The sequence below is a fragment of the Pseudomonas sp. FIP_A4 genome, from assembly GCF_036701605.1.
GTDB classification, from domain to species: domain Bacteria; phylum Pseudomonadota; class Gammaproteobacteria; order Pseudomonadales; family Pseudomonadaceae; genus Stutzerimonas; species Stutzerimonas phenolilytica.
In genome coordinates this window covers 53712-71408 of record NZ_JAYDXP010000130.1, presented here as the reverse complement: position 1 = coordinate 71408, position 17697 = coordinate 53712, and the positions used below count along the sequence as shown (strand labels likewise).

Annotated in this window: 14 protein-coding genes and 1 pseudogene; 3 read left to right on the top strand and 12 right to left on the bottom strand. The window is 65.2% G+C overall.

The genetic code is table 11. The features are described from left to right. From U8L64_RS19640 to U8L64_RS20445, 7 genes and pseudogenes are all read right to left on the bottom strand, one after another. A complete protein-coding gene (locus tag U8L64_RS19640; protein ID WP_333398723.1) occupies positions 1-1107 on the bottom strand; it encodes a DNA topoisomerase IB in 1107 nt (368 codons plus the stop codon). 12 nt (positions 1108-1119) lie between these two features. After that, positions 1120-1284, bottom strand: coding sequence for a hypothetical protein (locus U8L64_RS19635; protein ID WP_175415034.1), 165 nt, complete (start codon positions 1282-1284; stop codon positions 1120-1122). An 86-nt stretch (positions 1285-1370) separates the two neighbouring features. After that, positions 1371-2063, bottom strand: a complete 693-nt coding sequence (locus U8L64_RS19630) for a DUF421 domain-containing protein (RefSeq protein ID WP_043295607.1) — start codon at positions 2061-2063, stop codon at positions 1371-1373. Positions 2064-2091: 28 nt separating this feature from the next. Beyond that, positions 2092-2370 (bottom strand): hypothetical protein, encoded by a 279-nt coding sequence (locus U8L64_RS19625; RefSeq protein WP_333398721.1) that lies wholly within the window; start codon positions 2368-2370, stop codon positions 2092-2094. A gap of 140 nt (positions 2371-2510) precedes the next feature. Then, a complete protein-coding gene (locus U8L64_RS19620) occupies positions 2511-2780 on the bottom strand; it encodes a hypothetical protein (RefSeq protein ID WP_156714631.1) in 270 nt (89 codons plus the stop codon). A gap of 341 nt (positions 2781-3121) precedes the next feature. Beyond that, positions 3122-3856 carry a methyl-accepting chemotaxis protein gene (locus U8L64_RS20450; RefSeq protein WP_442965302.1) on the bottom strand — a complete coding sequence of 245 codons (735 nt, stop codon included), beginning with the start codon at positions 3854-3856 and terminating at the stop codon, positions 3122-3124. A gap of 123 nt (positions 3857-3979) precedes the next feature. Next, positions 3980-4666 (bottom strand): annotated as a pseudogene (locus U8L64_RS20445) (cache domain-containing protein); the annotation flags it as partial. A gap of 357 nt (positions 4667-5023) precedes the next feature. Between U8L64_RS20445 and U8L64_RS19610 the strand changes: the two are divergent. Beyond that, the gene (locus U8L64_RS19610; RefSeq protein ID WP_043295601.1) at positions 5024-5854 is read left to right on the top strand and encodes an undecaprenyl-diphosphate phosphatase; all 831 of its coding nucleotides are present in this window, start codon (positions 5024-5026) and stop codon (positions 5852-5854) included. A gap of 66 nt (positions 5855-5920) precedes the next feature. Here U8L64_RS19610 and U8L64_RS19605 read toward each other — a convergent pair whose 3' ends face one another. The 5 genes from U8L64_RS19605 to U8L64_RS19585 all read right to left on the bottom strand — a co-directional run bounded on the left by U8L64_RS19605 (position 5921) and on the right by U8L64_RS19585 (position 14368). Next, the gene (locus U8L64_RS19605) at positions 5921-7510 is read right to left on the bottom strand and encodes an ABC-F family ATPase (RefSeq protein ID WP_008567836.1); all 1590 of its coding nucleotides are present in this window, start codon (positions 7508-7510) and stop codon (positions 5921-5923) included. A 226-nt stretch (positions 7511-7736) separates the two neighbouring features. Next, complete coding sequence (locus U8L64_RS19600; RefSeq protein ID WP_333398716.1) at positions 7737-10811, bottom strand: error-prone DNA polymerase; 3075 nt, start codon at positions 10809-10811, stop codon at positions 7737-7739. Next, positions 10808-12223, bottom strand: coding sequence for a Y-family DNA polymerase (locus U8L64_RS19595; RefSeq protein ID WP_054093048.1), 1416 nt, complete (start codon positions 12221-12223; stop codon positions 10808-10810). The genes U8L64_RS19600 and U8L64_RS19595 overlap by 4 nt, the downstream gene beginning before the upstream one ends. A gap of 7 nt (positions 12224-12230) precedes the next feature. Further along, entirely contained in the window at positions 12231-12848 is a 618-nt protein-coding gene (gene imuA, locus U8L64_RS19590) for a translesion DNA synthesis-associated protein ImuA (protein WP_054093047.1), read from the bottom strand. A 131-nt stretch (positions 12849-12979) separates the two neighbouring features. Continuing rightward, positions 12980-14368, bottom strand: a complete 1389-nt coding sequence (locus tag U8L64_RS19585) for an MATE family efflux transporter (protein ID WP_333398714.1) — start codon at positions 14366-14368, stop codon at positions 12980-12982. Positions 14369-14487: 119 nt separating this feature from the next. On the opposite strand from U8L64_RS19585, the gene pdxB reads away from it, so the two are divergent. After that, entirely contained in the window at positions 14488-15630 is a 1143-nt protein-coding gene (pdxB, locus tag U8L64_RS19580; RefSeq protein ID WP_333398712.1) for a 4-phosphoerythronate dehydrogenase PdxB, read from the top strand. A gap of 74 nt (positions 15631-15704) precedes the next feature. Then, positions 15705-17693 (top strand): DNA polymerase III subunit gamma/tau, encoded by a 1989-nt coding sequence (gene dnaX / locus U8L64_RS19575; protein WP_333398710.1) that lies wholly within the window; start codon positions 15705-15707, stop codon positions 17691-17693. The last annotated feature ends 4 nt before the right edge of the window (positions 17694-17697 follow it).

Here is a 17697-nt window from a genome sequence, read left to right as displayed (position 1 = left end):
CTATTGCGCGTCGGCACGACTGCGCAGAAACGTCAGCAAGGCCACCTCCTGACGGCTCAACCACTTGCGTTGACGTGCGCGCTTGAGGTCCGCCAGCTCGCCTTCGGTGAATGCCTGCAGAATCGCCGGGTGGATATAGCACTGGCGGCATACCGTCGGCGTGTTGCCCAGCTGGCTGGCGACCTGTTTCACCGTCTCGACCAGTTGCTGGCGCGCCTCGCTTTGGGTCTGCCATTGCCGGGTGCGTAGGTGCTCCAGCGCCAGCGCGCTGCCGGCCCAGGTGCGGTAGTCCTTGGCGGTGAAATCACGCCCGGTGAGATCGCGCAGGTACTGGTTGATGTCACCGGAGCCGACTGCGCGGCGCTGGCCATTATCGTCCAGGTACTGGAACAGCTGTTGTCCCGGCAACTCCAGGCAGCGCCGCAGCAGGCGCGCCAGCCGTCGATCACGCAGGGTCACCTGGTGTTCGACGCCGCTCTTGCCGCGAAACTGGAAGCGGATCGCCGTGCCGCGTATGTCGACGTGGCGGGTGCGCAGCGTGGTGAGGCCGTAGGAGCGATTGTCGCGGGCGTAGCGCGGATTGCCGATGCGAATCAGCGTGGATTCGAGCAGCGTCACCACCAGTGCCATGACTTTTTCGCGTGGCATACCGCTGCGAGCCAGGTCTTGTTCCAGACATTTGCGCAACGTTGGCAGCGTTTCGCCGAATGCCAGCATGCGCTCGTACTTGTTGCTGTCGCGTATCTCGCGCCAGCGCGGATGGTAACGATACTGCTTGCGTCCGCGCGCATCGCGTCCGGTGGCCTGCAGGTGACCTTGCGGATCGGCGCAGATCCAGACGTCGCGATAGGCGGGTGGAATGGCGAGGCTGTTGATGCGGCGAACCTGAGCCTCATCGGTGATGCGTTCGCCCTGCGCGGTGTAATAGGCGAACTTGCCGCGCAAACGCCTGCGTCGGATGCCCGGCTGGCTGTCGTCGACGTAGTTCAGCTCTGCCGGCAGCGCAGGGCAGAGCGGTGTGCCCGTGTCGCCCGATTCGTCCTCGGGAACCGGGCGGATGCCAGTTGCCTGCGGCGGCAACTTCGGACCCTCGGCAGGGTTGCGCATCGATTTGTGGGGTCACTTGTCGCGTTCGGGGGTGTTGCGCATCAGCAGGCGGATCGCGGCCACCAGTTCGTCGATGGCTTCTCGATAGATTGCCGGCTTGCCTTCGGTTTCGGCCTGATCGGCGTGTTTGCGTGCGGTATCGAGGTGGTCGTTGATAGCGGAGTAATCACCCAGCATGTCTGCGTCTCCTTTCGGTGGAGGCCGGCGTGATGTCGGCCCTGATCAGACTGACCGCCGGCCAGCGGCGCGGTTCGGACCGTGTGTCAGTGCAGGCGTGGGTGGGTCAGCGCCTTGCACCAGCAGCGATGCCCGCAACGCGGACAGTTCATCTCCTGCTGGCTTTCAAGTACCTGTGGAAAACCGCAGTGGCTGCACGCATACAGGTCGCTGGCCGGAGCCTGCCGGAACTCCGGGCGATGCTCCGGCGGCAGTACCGACAAACCCGGACGCACCTGATCCGGCGTATGGAAGAACAGGCTGACATCACCGTCGGTTTCGAGAATGCCCAGTCGGACCTGACCGAGGTGTTCCACGCCCTGCTGACGCAGCTCCATGAAGAACTCGTCGGCGGAGATGTCATGGCGATTCAGGCTGTGCAGTTCGTAGAGGCCATCGCGGATGATCGTCACCGGCTTGCCTTCAAGCCAGCTGCCGAAGCGCGGGCTGCGGGTCATCAGCAATACCGTGAAGCGATACAGCCCAAGCAGGGTGACGAACACGGCAATGATCGGCAGCAGCGGGACGTCTTCATAGAAGGACACATCTCCCGCAGCCGAACCGAGCGTCAGGATGATCACCAGTTCGAACACCGATAGCTGGCGGATGCCGCGCCGACCGCTGATCTTGAGGAAGGCGAACACGGCGGCGAAGGCGAACAGCGCGCGCATCGACACCTCGGCGATGAACAGCAGCGGGAAGTCATCGAGCAGGATGCGTTGCCAGTCGAAGGGCGTCATCAGATGTTCTCGTTCTGCGAAGTTGCGTTCAGGCGGCCGCCACGTGATAAACGAGCCGGATTCCGTCGCCGCTGCCGTCACCGACCACGGCGCCGACTATCGGCGCGTGGGTGACGTCGCGTCCTGGGTAGGCCTCCTGCAGGTGCTGCAGGGCAATTTTGCAGACATGCTCGAGCAACCCGGTGAACTGGGTATCGCGCGGGATGATGAACTTCAGGGTGATCTCGTGAGCGCCCGGCCCTTGCGGCAGGCTGGCCAGACCGCAGCTGTGCCATTGATCGTTGACGTAGGCGTGAGCACCTTTCATGGGGAGTCTCCTGTTTCGTTGATAACTGTACTGACCGTGAAACAGGTGAATGGGTCGGTCGACGCGAAGCAAACGCAGCGTCCAGAAATGCAAAAGGCCCGGAGCAGAGCTGCCGGGCCTTCTGGAGACACGCGCCGAATTTATTCAGGCATGTGCCAGGGCGAGAAGTGGATGCCGTCTCGGGACATCTGCTCGCGGGACTGCTCCAGCGCTTCGCCCAGCTTGACCGGATCGGTGTACACGCTGCTGGACATCTTGCAGCGGCCCAGCGGGCGGGCGAGGGCGCTGTCGACAACGGTGATGCTGACTTCGCCGTTACCTTCCGGCAGGGTCCAGGCTACGCACTGGAAGGGCTTGAATGCGCGATCGGTGATGAGGAGGGCGTCGTTGATGCGGAGCGGTGCGTTCATTGGGCATGTCTCTCTGTGTGCGATGGGTGGGCCATTCGAGCCTTGCAGCGTTGGCCTTACATGCAGTTGATGTACGCAGAGGACTTGCGAGTCACACTCGAATTCCGAGAGTTGAGACTTTTTTTGCAATTAGCCAAAGGTATAACGCGCGAGTTTGGTTTCTGGCGCACTAATCAGGCGTGCTAAGAGCATGATTTAAAAGGAATTTGCTGTAAGGTGCAGGCGTTGCCCAGGCGACCGGCGGTCAGTCGGGCTGCGACAACTTGCCGCCAAATAAAAAACGGCAGGCCGATGCCTGCCGTGTGACTCGGCGCCCCGATGTAACCGGGGCGCTCAGTCGATCAGACGCGGAACTGGCGCAGCAGACTGTTCAGGCGCTCGGCCAGTTCACCGAGGTGCTTGCCAGCCTCGCGGGTCTGCTCGGCGGCGTCGGTGCTCTGTTGTGCCAGACCGGCCGCCTGGGTGACGTTCTGATTGATGTCTTCGACCACATGCGACTGCTGCAGCGTCGCGCTGGCGATGGAGGCATTGAGGCCGGACAGGTTGCGCAGCGCCTGGGCGATCTGCCCGAGGCTCTCGCCGGCCTGGCTGGCCTGCTCGACGGTGAGCTGCGATGCCCGGTTGCTCTCCATGATCACGTTCACCGCTGCGCCGGAGTTCTTCTGCAGACGCTCGATCATGGTCTGGATTTCCGCCGTCGATTGCTGGGTGCGCTGCGCCAGCAGGCGTACCTCGTCGGCGACTACGGCGAATCCGCGGCCCTGTTCGCCGGCGCGGGCGGCTTCGATGGCGGCGTTGAGCGCGAGCAGGTTGGTTTGGTCGGCGATGGAACCGATCACTTCGAGCACGCTGCCGATCTTGGTGGTTTCATCGGCCAACGACTGGATGACGCCCACGGCCTGGCTGATGGTCGCCGACAGTTGGTCGATCTGCTGCAGGCTGGCCTCGATGTTCAACTGGCCCTGGCCGGCCTGGTTCTCCGCGTCGCCAACTTCGCTGGCGGCATGCTCGGCGTTCTTCGCGACTTCCTGCACGGCGTACGTGACTTCGTTGATGGCGGTGGCCACCAGTTCCATCTGCTGCAGTTGCTGCTGGCTTTGCTGGAAGGCATCCCCGGAGACGCTGCCGAGCGTCTGGGACGATTGTCCCAGCGACTGCGCCGTCTCCAGCAGCTGGCTGATCACGCTGCGCAGCTTGCCGGTGAAGCGGTTGAAATCGCGACCCAGGGTGGTCAGCTCGTCGTTGCCGGAAACATCCAGATCGCGCGTCAGATCAGCCTCACCGCTGGCGATGTTGGCCATCGCCGACATCGAGTTGCGCAGCGGGCGAGTGATGCTGCGGATCAAAATCGCCACCAGTACAGCCATGATTGCGGCGATGAACAGGCCGATGATGGAGAAACGCACCAGATAGTTCTTGAACTCGGCTTCGACGTCATCGACGTAGATGCCCGAGCCGATGATCCAGCCCCAGGGCTGGAACAGCTGAACGTAGGAAATCTTCGGTACCGGGTCGGCTTCGCCCGGCTTGGCCCACATGTAGTCCACGGCACCGGCGCCGTCACGGCGGGCCACGGCGACCATTTCGTTGAACAGTGCCTTGCCGGTCGGGTCCTTTACCTGGGACAGGTTCTGGCCTTCGAGCTTGGGCTGCATCGGGTGCATGATCATGACCGGGCCGAGATCGTTGATCCAGAAATAATCCTGGCCGTCGTAGCGCAACGCGCGGATCTGCTTAATGGCCGCCTGCTGCGCCTCGGCGGTGGACATGGTGCCGCTGGTTTCGAGCTGGCGGTAGTGATCGAAGATGCCGGCAGCAGTCTCGACCACATGTCGGGTCATCTCCTGCTTGCCCTTGTACAGATCGCTACGCACCTGCTGGATCATCAGCATGCCGAGGATGAACAGCATGAGGATGGCGACCACCGGAATCAGCCACAGACGCTTGCTGATGGGAAACTTTCGCAGCAGATTCATTTTCGTAGAACTCCTGATGAGCCTTTTATCGTTATGCGCACCAGCATCGGTGCAATGTGCCGGACAGATGAGTGATCGTCGCCCTTCTGCCTGTCCGGCCTCTCCCTGATAGCTTTTCGGCCGCACGTGGCTAAAAATGAGCCCCCTCCTGAGATGCGGCGGAATTTACTTGGCCGCGACGAGTCAGAACAGCGGCCAGACGCAGTGCTGGCATATACCTTTGTTGTATTTTCAAGTGCGATGGTCTGCATCGCTGATGGGGAATAGATGGATCTTTGGATTGCCGTACAGGCATTGATTCTGGGAGTGGTTGAGGGCCTGACGGAGTTTCTGCCGGTATCCAGTACCGGGCACCAGATCATCGTCGCGGATCTGATCGGCTTTGGCGGCGAACGCGCGCTGGCCTTCAACATCATTATTCAGCTGGGCGCCATCCTGGCGGTGGTCTGGGAGTACCGCCGCAAGATCATCGGCGTGGTGGTGGGCCTGCCGAAGGAGCGTGAGGCGCAGAAGTTCACCCTGAATCTGCTGATCGCCTTCATGCCGGCAGTGGTGCTCGGCGTGTTGTTCGCCGACCTGATCCATCATTACCTGTTCAACCCGATCACGGTCGCCACCGCACTGGTGATCGGCGGCATCGTCATGCTCTGGGCGGAGAACCGCGACCATCGCATCGAAGCCGAAACAGTCGACGACATGCGCTGGACGCACGCGCTCAAAGTCGGTTTCGCCCAGTGCCTGGCGCTGGTGCCGGGCACGTCGCGCTCCGGTTCGACGATCATCGGCGGCCTGCTGTTCGGCCTCTCGCGCAAGGCCGCGACGGAGTTCTCCTTCTTCCTGGCGATGCCGACGATGGTGGGCGCGGCCGTGTACTCGGGCTACAAGTACCGCGACCTGTTCCAGCCCGGCGACTTCCCGGTGTTCGCCATCGGCTTCGTCACCTCGTTCCTCTTTGCGATGCTGGCGGTGCGGGCGTTGCTGAAGTTCATCGGCAACCACAGCTATGCGGCGTTTGCCTGGTATCGCATCGTGTTTGGCATCGTCATCCTGGCGACCTGGCAGTTCGGCCTGATCGACTGGAGCACGGCGGTGGGCTAGGGCGTTGAGCCTGGAAACGAAAAAGCCCCGCGTTCGCGGGGCTTTTTCATGGGGCTTGTTGATCGATCAGACCAGCACGCCCTGGCTGCGCAGGTAGTCGTCGTAGCTGCCGCTGAAGTCGGTCACGCCGTTCTCCGACAGCTCGATGATGCGCGTGGCCAGCGAGCTGACAAACTCGCGGTCATGGCTGACGAAGATCAGCGTGCCCGGATAGTTCTCCAGTGCCAGGTTGAGCGCCTCGATCGACTCCATGTCCAGGTGGTTGGTCGGTTCGTCCATCACCAGCACATTGGGTTTCTTCAGGATCAGCTTGCCGAATAGCATGCGGCCCTGTTCGCCCCCCGAAATCACTTTTACCGACTTCTTGATCTCGTCGTTGGAAAACAGCATGCGCCCAAGGGTGCCACGCACCAGCTGTTCGCCGCCCTGGGTCCACTGGCCCATCCAGTCGAACAGCGTGACGTCGTCCTCGAAGTCCTCGGCATGGTCCTGGGCGAAATAACCGACGTCGGCGCTTTCGGTCCATTTCACTTCGCCGGACAGCGGCGGCATCTCGCCGACCAGCGTACGCAGCAGGGTGGTCTTGCCGATGCCGTTGGGGCCGATGATGGCTACGCGCTCACCGGCTTCGATCTGCAGGTTCAGGTTCTTGAACAGCGCAGTGCCGTCGTAACCCTGGCTGAGGCGTTCCAGCGTGACCGCCTGGCGATGCAGTTTCTTGTACTGCTCGAAGCGGATGAACGGGCTGACCCGGCTGGACGGCTTGACCTCTTCCAGCTGGATCTTGTCGATCAGCTTGGCGCGGCTGGTGGCCTGTTTGGCCTTGGAGGCGTTGGCCGAGAAGCGGCTGACGAAGGTCTGCAGTTCGGCGATCTGCGCCTTCTTCTTGGCGTTGTCCGACAGCAGACGCTCGCGGGCCTGGGTCGCGGCGGTCATGTATTCGTCGTAGTTGCCGGGGAACAGGCGCAGCTCACCGTAATCCAGGTCGGCCATGTGGGTGCAGACCGAGTTCAGGAAGTGGCGGTCGTGGGAAATGATGATCATGGTGCTGTTGCGCGCCGTGAGCACCGACTCCAGCCAGCGGATGGTGTTGATGTCCAGGTGGTTGGTCGGTTCGTCCAGCAGCAGCACTTCCGGGTCGGAGAACAGCGCCTGGGCCAGCAGTACGCGTAATTTCCAGCCCGGTGCGACGGCGCTCATCGGGCCGAAATGCTGATCGAGCGGGATGCCCAGGCCGAGCAGCAGCTCGCCAGCGCGGGATTCAGCGGTGTAGCCGTCGAACTCGGCGAACTGTACTTCCAGCTCGGCGACGGCCATGCCGTCATCCTCGCTCATTTCCGGCAGGGCATAGATGCGGTCACGCTCGGCCTTGATCTGCCACAGCTCCTCGTGGCCCATGATCACGGTGTCGATCACGCTGAAGTCTTCGTAGGCGAACTGGTCCTGGCGCAGCTTGCCTAGGCGCACGTTGGGTTCGAGCATCACCTGACCGGCCGACGGCTCCAGCTCGCCGCCGAGAATCTTCATGAAGGTCGACTTGCCGCAGCCGTTGGCGCCGATCAGGCCGTAGCGGTTGCCGCCGCCGAACTTGACGGAAACGTTTTCGAACAGCGGCTTGGCGCCGAACTGCATGGTGATGTTAGCGGTGGAAATCAAGAGGCTCTATCTCGCGGGTTTCAAAGGGTTACGTTGGGGCTTGTGGGCAGGTTTCGCGTGCCATTGCGGCCCGGCGCCGGCGTTATCGCTTCGGCGGGCAGCGTCGAGTGCGGGCTGCATGCGCCGCATCGGGGTCTATCGTGAGGCGCGCATTGTACGGAGGCCGGCCGCGAATACCCAGCGCTAGCCGCCAGGCGCGTCGTGAGGACTCCGTTTTCGAGCCGGTTCACTGGAAGTCTCGACTGCGCACATCCAGCCCCGCGAGCAGTGCACTGAGGTCGCGCAGTCGGCCGGCGATCACGTGGCGCACACCATGAGCGGACTCCAGATGACCGTCGACCTGCAGCAGTTGCGACTGCAGTAGCACCGGGCGCTGGCGTTCGGCCAGATGCTGCCAGACCACCACATTGATTAATCCGAACTCATCTTCCAGGGTGACAAACACCACGCCGCTGGCGGTCTGCGGGCGCTGCCGGCCGATCACCAGGCCGGCAACGCTGACCGGCCGACCGGGCTCGGCATCGGCCAGCTCGCGTGAGCTGCGGCAGCGCCGTGCCCTCAGCTGGTCGCGCAGCAGCGTCAGCGGATGCGGTCCAAGCGTCGTGCCGAGGGTTGCGTAGTCGGTCAGCAGGTCCTCGCCAGTCGTGGGCAGCGGCAGGTTCACCGGCGCTTCCGTCGTTGCGGCCAGCTCGGCGAACAGCGGCAGCTGCGGTTCGACCCCGGCAACGGCCCAGCGTGCGTGATGACGATGACCGGCAAGGCCGTGCAGGGCGCCAGCATCGGCCAGCCGTTCGCGCGCGCGGGCGTCCAGTCCGGCGCGCCGGCTGAGGTCATCGACATCGCTGAACGCTTGTGTCTGGCGAGCGCTCTCGATGCGCCGCGCATCCGCCTCACGCAGGCCGCGAATCATCCGCAGGCCCAGGCGGATCGCTGGCTGTGCCTTGGCGCCGGGCTCCAGGCTGCAATCCCAGTCGCTGTGGCATACGTCTACCGGTCGCACTTCGATGCCGTGGCGCCGGGCATCCTGCAATACCTGATCGGGGCTGTAGAAACCCATCGGCCAGCTGTTGATCAGCGCGCAGGCGAACGCCGCCGGCTCGTGGCATTTCAGCCAGCTGCTGGCGTAGGTAAGCAGGGCGAAGCTGGCGGCGTGGGATTCGGGGAAGCCGTAGCTGCCGAAGCCTTTGATCTGCTCGAAGATACGCGTGATGAATTCCGGCTCGTAGTGCTTGGCGAGCATCCGCGCGGTCAGCCGTTCGCGATGATGTTCCAGGCCGCCGTGGCGCTTCCAGGCGGCCATGCTGCGGCGCAGTTCGTCGGCCTCACCGGGGCTGTAGTCGGCGGCGATGATGGCCAGTTCCATCACCTGCTCCTGGAACAGCGGCACGCCAAGGGTGCGCTCGAATACCGGCATGAGTTCGTCGGAGGGATAGAGCACCGGCTCCTCGCCGTTACGCCGGCGCAGGTACGGATGAACCATGTCGCCCTGGATCGGCCCTGGGCGGACGATGGCCACCTGGATCACCAGATCGTAGAACTTGCGCGGCCGCAGGCGCGGCAGCATGGCCATCTGCGCCCGCGACTCGATCTGGAACACGCCGATGGTGTCGGCGCGGCTGATCATGGCGTAGGTTGCCGGATCCTCCTGCGGCAGGCTGGCCAGCGTCCAGCGTGTGCCGCGATAACGCTCGATCAGGGCGAAGCAGCGACGCAGCGCACTGAGCATGCCGAGGGCGAGCACATCGACCTTGAGCAGTCCGACCAGATCGAGGTCGTCTTTGTCCCACTGGATCACCGTGCGCTCGGCCATGCTGGCGTTCTCCACCGGCACCAGGGTCTGCAGCGGGTGTTCGCTGATCACGAAGCCGCCAGGATGCTGCGACAGGTGGCGGGGGAAGCCGATCAGCTCGCCGGTCAATGCCAGCACCCGGCGCAGCAAAGGGTTGTTCGCATCGAAGCCAGCCTCGGCCAGCCGTTCGGCCGAGGGCACCCGGTCGCTCCAGCGCCCGCAGCAATCGGTCAGCGCATTCACCTGATCCGGTGGCAGGCCGAGCGCCTTGGCCACGTCGCGCAGCGCGCCGGCGCTGTGATAGGTGCTGACCACGGCGGTGAGCGCGGCGCGGTGGCGGCCATAGCGGCTGAAGACGTACTGGATGACTTCCTCGCGGCGCTCGTGCTCGAAGTCCACGTCGATATCCGGCGGCTCCTTGCGCTCGCGCGAGAGAAAACGCTCGAACAGCAGACGGCGTCCCGGCAGGGTGGGGTCGAGTTCGGTGATGCCGAGGGCGAAACACACCGTGGAGTTGGCCGCCGAACCACGCCCTTGGCAGAGAATCTGCCGCTCGCGTGCCCAGTTCACGATGTCGTGCACGGTGAGGAAGTAGCTCTCGTACGCCAGTTCGGCGATCAGCTTCAGCTCATGTTCGAGCAGCCTGCGGGCTTGTTCGGGCACCCCGTCCGGCCAGCGCCAGCGGGCGCCGCGCTCGACCAGCTCGCGCAACCAGGAGGTGGCGTCATGCCCGTGCGGAACCAGTTCGCGCGGGTAGTGATAGCGCAACTGGCCGAGATCGAAGGTGCAGCGCGCGGCGATGCGCAGGGTTTCGGCGAGCAGGGCCGGTGGATACAGCTCGGCCAGCTCCTCGTGGCGCCGCAGATGGCGCTCGCCGTTGGGGAACAGGTGGGCGCCGGCCTCGGCCACCGGCAGGTGGTGGCGGATGGCGGTCATGCAGTCCTGCAGGGCACGCCGTCCGCGGGCGTGCATGTGCACGTCGCCGCAGGCCACCGGCGGTAGCCCGCAGGACGTCGCCCGCTCAAGCAGGTACTGCAGTTGCGCGGCGTCATCCGCGCCGCGATGCAGTTCGACGGCCAGCCACAGTCGCTGCGGGAACAAGCGGCGCAGCCTGGGCAGGTGGTCGTCGTCATCATCCGGCAGCCAGATTGCCAGCAGCCCGTCCGGGGACTCGACGAAATCGTCGAACAAAAGGCGATAGCGACCCTTCTCGCAACGGCGGCGAGCCAGGGTGATCAAGCGGCAAAGCGCCTGATAGCCGGTTAGGTTTTCAACCAGCAGGATCAGCCGGGGGCCGTTTTCGATACGCACCTCACTGCCGACGATGAGTGGTACGCCACTGTCCTTGGCTGCCTGCCAGGCGCGGACGATACCTGCCAGTGTGCATTCGTCGGTGATCGCCAGGGCGCGGTAGCCCAGTCGCGCTGCCCGCTCGAACAGCTCCTGGGCGCTGGAAGCGCCGCGCTGGAAGCTGAAGTTGGACAGGCAGTGCAGTTCGGCGTAACCACTCATGCGAACCAGCCGTGCAGCAGCAGCGGGCCGTCGCTGCCGAGCGGGCGGAAGGCCCAGCCGCGCTGGCCGGCGCGTGTTTCGATGAGGTAGTAGTCGCGCCGTATATCCTCGCCGTCCCACCAGCCGGACTCGATACGTTCCGGGCCGGCGAGGATGCGCAGCGAGCTTTCGCGCAGCGGCTGCGGTGCGGTCAGCAACCAGCCGGGGCGCGGGCCGCTTGCCGGCAGGGCTGTACGTGGCGCCTGTGCCTGCGTCTGCCATGCATGTTCGGGGCGATGATCGGCGCAGGCGCCGAGGCCCTGCACAGCATGGTCGCCGAGACGCGCGCGCAGGCGTTCGCGCAGCTGTTCCCAGGGCAGCGTTTGCTGCGCTCTTTCATCGAACAGCTGGCGGTGCTGCGGGGTGAAGGCCGGTAGCTCGCGCGCCAGCAATCGCACTGCCAGCACCGGTGCCGGCAGTTGCAGCTGTTCCAGGCGGCCGCGGGTCAGCTCGAACAGCATGCCGGCCTCGCGCTCGGCAGCCAGCAGGCCGACGACGACCTGGCTGTCGGCCAGGTCGCGATGTTCCAGTTGCAGGACGAAGCGCTGCACGCCGCTGTCGCGCCCGGCGAGGTAGGCGGCCAGATCGGCGGTGAGCCGGCGCAGCGGGAACAGCAGCGCCTGGTGCGACTCGACCTCGAAGTTCAATTCGATGCGCGCGTCGAAAACATCCGGCGGGCGGTAGAACTCCAGCGCCAGTGGCCGCTGCCCGAGCAGGGTGTCGAGCTGCAGCAGCACCTCGGCCGGGAAGCGCCGGGCCACGCTGTCGCGAGGCAGGGCGAGCAGTTGCGAAAGGCTGCGCAACCCCATGCGCGCGAAGGCCGTGGCCACTTCGCGCGACAGGCCAAGGCGCTCCACCGGCAAACGCCCGAGCGCCTCGCGCAGCGTTGTGTCATCGCTCACCGCCAGACCATCGTGGGCATTGGCGAGTACCCGTGCCGCTGCCGGGTTGGGGGCGACGGTGATGCGCTGGCGAAAGCCCAGGGCGTTCAGTTCCTGGCGCAGGCGCGCCTCGAAGCGTGGCCAGGGGCCGAACAGGCCGAGGCTGGACTGCACTTCCAGCAGCAGGCAGCGCGGGTAATGCAGGCTGACCTGAGCGCTGAAGCCATAGGCCCAGGCGGCCAGGAAGCGCTGCCAGCGCTCGATGGCCGCCAGATCGTAGTCGGCGCTGGTGAAATTGCGGGTCAGTGCCTGAGCGGCAGCCAGCGTCTGGCCGGGTTTCAGGCCGAGTTCGCGCGCCGACGGATTGACCGCCTGCAGCACGCGCCGCTGTGCCGGGCCGGTGAGCAAGGCCAACGGCGCGGCAGGGTCGCTGCGTTCACGCAGCACGCCGTCCATCGCCAGTTGCGGCAGCAGGATGCAGGCCCAGAGCATGTCCGTGTCACCGCCAGGCGCTGGCGGCGATCGGCCGTGCCGGCGCCAGGCCGCCCCGGCACTTGAGCACGCGCAGTTGCGCCGGGTGAGCGTCGATGGCCAGGCGCAGGGCGGCGGGCGAGGGGTTCAGCGCTTCAGCCTGCGGACGATAGGCGAACGCCAGCGTCTGTCCGGTTTCGGCGGCCACTTGCAGGCGCCGCAGGGCGCGATCTTCCGCCTGCCTCGGCCAGCACACCACGGCGCCACAGCTGCCCGAGCGCAGGCATTGTTCGGTCGCCCACAGCGCATCGCGCCCGCTCGCGTGGACGATGCTCAACTGACGCAGATCGACGCCAGCGGCCAGCCAGGCCTGGGGGTAGGGCAGATGTGGCGGGCCGACCAGCACCACCCGCTCGCCAGTCATGGTCAGCCGGGCAAGGGTCGGCCACAGCAGGTGCAGCTCGCCGGTGCCGGGCGCGGCGAGGAGAATCTCGCTCAGCGCCGCCTCCGGCCAGCCACCACCCGGAAGGGCAGCATCCAGCGCGGCATGTCCGGTCGGCTGGCTGGCGGCTGGGGCGACGATGGCCTGCCCACGCCAGACACGGCGTGCATCGAGCAGGCGATCGAGGGCAACCACGGATGTCATGCGAGGTAATCCAGAAATACTGTATATGAATACAGTATTCAGTTGCCCGGTTCAGCGGTCAAGTCATGCTGACCAGTGTCATCGCCCCGTCCGCTGATGCAGAGCGTTTCCGAGGATTCGCGTCGATGGACTCAAGCCTGAGCCGGGCGAGCCTGCTGACGAATCGCGCGCCGTGCGCTGCGCGCCAGGCGGATGCTGAGCAGCACCGCTGCACAGCTCAGTCCGGCGATCAGCCCCTGCCATAGCCCGCCGGGGCCGGATGCCGGGCCGAAGTGGTTGGTCAGGCCGAGCACGTAGCCGATCGGCAGGCCGATACCCCAGTAGGCGAAGAGGGTGAAGATCATGGTCATGCGCGTGTCCTGGTAACCGCGCAGGGCGCCGGCAGCGGTGACCTGTACGACATCGGAGAACTGGAACAGCGCCGCATAGAAGAACAGCCCGGACGCCACGGCAATCACCGCGGGGTCGGGCGTGTAGATGCGGGCGATCGGCACGGCGAACAGCAGCATCGCGGTGGCGGAAAAACAGGCATACACCAGCCCCGTGCCCACCCCGACGCCGGCGGCGAAACGCGCATCGCGCGGCGCGCTACGGCCCAGCGCCTGTCCCACCCGCACGGTGACTGCCATGCCCAGCGACAGCGGGATCATGAAGATCAGCGAGGTGAAGTTCAGCGCTATCTGGTGTCCGGCCACCACCGTCGCGCCCAATGCGCCGATCAGCAGGGCAATAACCGAGAAGATGCTGGCTTCGGCAAACACCGCGATGCCGATCGGCAGACCGACCGCCAGCAGAGGGCTGAGCACCGGCCAGTGCGGCCATTCGAAGTGGGCGAACAGCTGACTCGGTCGATACGGCGCGGCGCGGCGCACCCAGAACAGCATGGCCAGCAGCATGAACAGCATGACCAGCGACGTCGCGACACCGCAGCCAACACCGCCGAGTGCTGGCGCGCCGAGCTTGCCGTAGATGAAGATGTAGTTGAGCGGGATATTCAGCAGCAGGCCGAGAACGCCGACCACCATGCTCGGGCGCGAGTGGCCGAGACCGTCGCTGTAGCAACGCAGCACTTGATACAGCCCGATCGCCGGAAAGCCGCAGGCGACAGCGCGTAGATAGCCCATGCTGAGGTCGATCAGCGCTGCCTCGACGTTCATCCAGTGCAGCATCGGCTCGGCGTTCCACATCAGGACGGCGCACAGGCTGCCGAGGCCGCCGCCCATCCACAGCGCTTGACGCACCAGCGGACCGATATCGCCGTGGCGGCCGGCACCGAAACGCTGCGCCACGTTCGGCGTCGTGGCCAGGATCACGCCGGTCAGGAACAGAAAAACCGGAACCCAGATGGAGTTGCCCAGGGCCACCGCCGCCAGATCGTGCGTACTGACCCGGCCCGCCATCACCGTATCGACGAAGCCCATCGCCGTATTGGCCAGCTGAGCGATCATCATCGGCAGGGCGAGGGCGAAGAGGGTACGCAGCTCGGTCCGCACCCGGCCGGCTCTCGACTCAGAAGGCATTGCATCGTTCCGGTTGTATACAAAGAGCGCGGTAGTCTACGCCGCACGACAGCCGGCCGAAAGGCGGAAAAATGGCGGCGAGGCGTCTAGAATGGGCCGCATCTGAAACGGAGCCTGCCATGCGTATCCTCGCCGACGAAAACATTCCTTTGGTCGATGCCTTCTTCGCCGGCTTCGGCAGCATCCGCCGCATGGCCGGCCGCTCGATCAACCGGGCGGCGCTGGAGCAGACCGACGTGCTGCTGGTGCGCTCGGTGACCCGCGTCGATCGCGAACTGCTTGCCGGCACACCGGTACGTTTCGTCGGCACCTGCACCATCGGCACCGATCATCTGGACCTCGACTATTTCCTCGAAGCTGGCATCACCTGGGCCAGTGCGCCCGGCTGCAATGCGCGCGGCGTGGTGGATTACGTGCTAGGCAGCCTGCTGACCCTGGCCGAACGGCAGGGCGAGGAATTGACGGCACGTCGCTATGGCATAGTCGGCGCGGGCGAAGTGGGCGGGCGGCTGGTGGAGGTGTTACGCGGCCTGGGCTGGGATGTGCGGGTCTGCGATCCGCCGCGTCAGGCGCGCGAGGCGGGGGACTTCGTCACGCTGGAGGAAGTCATCGCCGAGTGCGATGTGATCAGCCTGCATACGCCACTGGAATTGCAGGGTGCACACCCGACCTTCCATCTGTTCGACGCTTCCCGACTGGCGCAACTGCGTCCTGGCAGCTGGCTGATCAACGCCAGCCGCGGTGCGGTGGTGGACAATGCCGCGCTGCGCGAACTGCTGCTACGTCGACCGGATCTGCAGGTGGTACTGGATGTCTGGGAAGGCGAGCCGCAGGTCGACGTCGCCCTGGCCGAATTGTGCCAGCTGGCCACGCCGCATATCGCCGGCTACAGCCTGGACGGCAAGCTGCGCGGTACCGCGCAGGTGTATCAGGCATTCTGTGCTGCCCAAGGGCTGGCGCCGACAGTGACGCTGGACGAGTTGATGCCGGCGCCGGCGCTGCAGGCGCTGAGCTTCGATGGCTCTGCCGATCCACGTGCCCTGTTGGCTACGCTGTGCCGCGCGGTCTACGACCCGCGTAGCGACGATGCCGCGTTCCGTCGCAGCCTGCGCGGTGACGAGGCGCAGCGCCGTGTTGCCTTCGACCAGCTGCGCAAGGCCTACCCGCCACGGCGCGAAATCGACGGCGTGCGGGTGCACATACATGGCGACAACGACGAACTGACCCGTGTCGTGCGCGGGCTGGGTGCGCTGCTGGGCTAGGCCGATTGGTCGGATGCAATTTGCGGCCTGCTCCGCTAGCATTACCCGTCCTCCGCTTAGCCCACGATGGTGTTATGAGTTATCAGGTTCTAGCCCGCAAATGGCGTCCGCGCTCGTTCCGCGAAATGGTCGGGCAGACGCACGTGCTCAAGGCCCTGATCAACGCGCTGGATAATCAGCGCCTGCACCACGCCTATCTGTTCACTGGCACCCGCGGCGTGGGCAAGACCACCATCGCGCGGATCATCGCCAAGTGTCTGAACTGCGAAACCGGCGTCAGCTCGACCCCCTGCGGCGAGTGCTCGGTGTGTCGCGAGATCGACGAGGGGCGCTTCGTCGACCTGATCGAAGTCGATGCCGCGAGCCGCACCAAGGTCGAGGACACCCGCGAACTGCTGGACAACGTGCAGTACGCGCCGAGCCGTGGCCGCTACAAGGTCTACCTGATCGACGAAGTGCACATGCTTTCGTCGCATTCGTTCAATGCGCTGCTCAAGACGCTCGAAGAACCGCCGCCGCACGTCAAGTTCCTGCTGGCGACCACAGACCCGCAGAAGCTGCCCGTTACCATCCTTTCGCGTTGCCTGCAGTTCTCGCTGAAGAACATGCCGCCGGAGCGGGTGGTCGAGCATCTGGCTCACGTGCTTGGTGCGGAGAACGTACCGTTCGAGGAAGACGCCCTGTGGCTGCTCGGCCGGGCGGCAGATGGCTCGATGCGCGATGCGATGAGCCTGACCGACCAGGCGATCGCCTTTGGCGAGGGGCGGGTGCTCGCCGCCGATGTGCGCGCGATGCTCGGCACGCTCGATCATGGGCAGGTCTACGGTGTATTGCAGGCGTTGCTCGAAGGTGACGCGCGCGCACTGCTCGAAGCCGTGCGCCAGCTGGCCGAGCAAGGCCCGGACTGGGCCGGCGTGCTGGCAGAAATGCTCAATGTGCTGCACCGCGTGGCCATTGCCCAGGCGCTGCCGGAAGCGATCGATAACGGCCAGGGTGACCGCGATCGCGTCCTCGCGCTGGCTCAGGCGTTGCCCGCCGAGGATGTGCAGTTCTATTACCAGATGGGGTTGATCGGCCGGCGCGACCTGCCGTTGGCGCCCGATCCGCGCAGTGGCTTCGAGATGGTGCTGCTGCGCATGCTGGCGTTCCGTCCCGCCGAGAGCGAAGACGCGCCGCGAACACCGCTAAAGCACCTGGGAGTCAGCCCGGCCACGGCTGATTCCGACAGGGCTCCGGTGGCCGCAGCGGCCACCGCGCCTGCTTCCGTGCCTGCGGTGGCTGTTCCGCCTGTCACGGTGCCGCCGAGCGTTGCAACCGTGACCGAGGTCGTCCCGCCGGTCGAGGAGAAATCCACCGTTCAGACACCGGCGTTGCCCGCGAACGAACCCGCTGCACCACCGGTCATCGACGTGCCTTGGGACGAATCGCCAAGTACTGCGCAGGCGACGCCTGAGGTGGCCGCCGTCGAACCAGTACCGTCACTCGTCATCGCGGCTGAGCAGCCGGCACCATTGGCTCCGGTGGAGGATACGGACGATGACGAGCCACCATTGAGCGACGAGGACTATTACGAAGTTGAAAACCAGGTCGAAGCCTATCTGGACGATCTGGTCGAGACTCACGCCGCCGTTGCCAGCGAACCGTTGCCGGCGGCCGAACCGGCAACCGGGCTGGCTGCTGATTGGCTGGAGCTGTATCTCAAGCTCGGCCTGTCCGGCCTGACCGGCAGCATTGCCGCCAACTGCACGCTGATCGAGGTGGACGGCGACCGCTGGTTGATGCATCTGGATCCGGCGCAGAGCGCACTGTTCAACGCCACTCAGCAGCGGCGCCTGAACGACGCGCTGGATCAGTACCACGGGCGCAAGCTGCAGCTGGAGATCAAGCTGGAGAAACCGCAGCAGGAAACGCCGGCGCAGGCCGCGGCGCGCCGTCGCGAAGAGCGTCAGCGCGCGGCGGAGCGATCGATCCAGGCCGATCCGATGGTGCAGCAATTGATGCAGCAATTCTCTGCCGTGATTCGAGACGGCACGATCGAACCTGTAGAACACACCGAAACCTGACCCC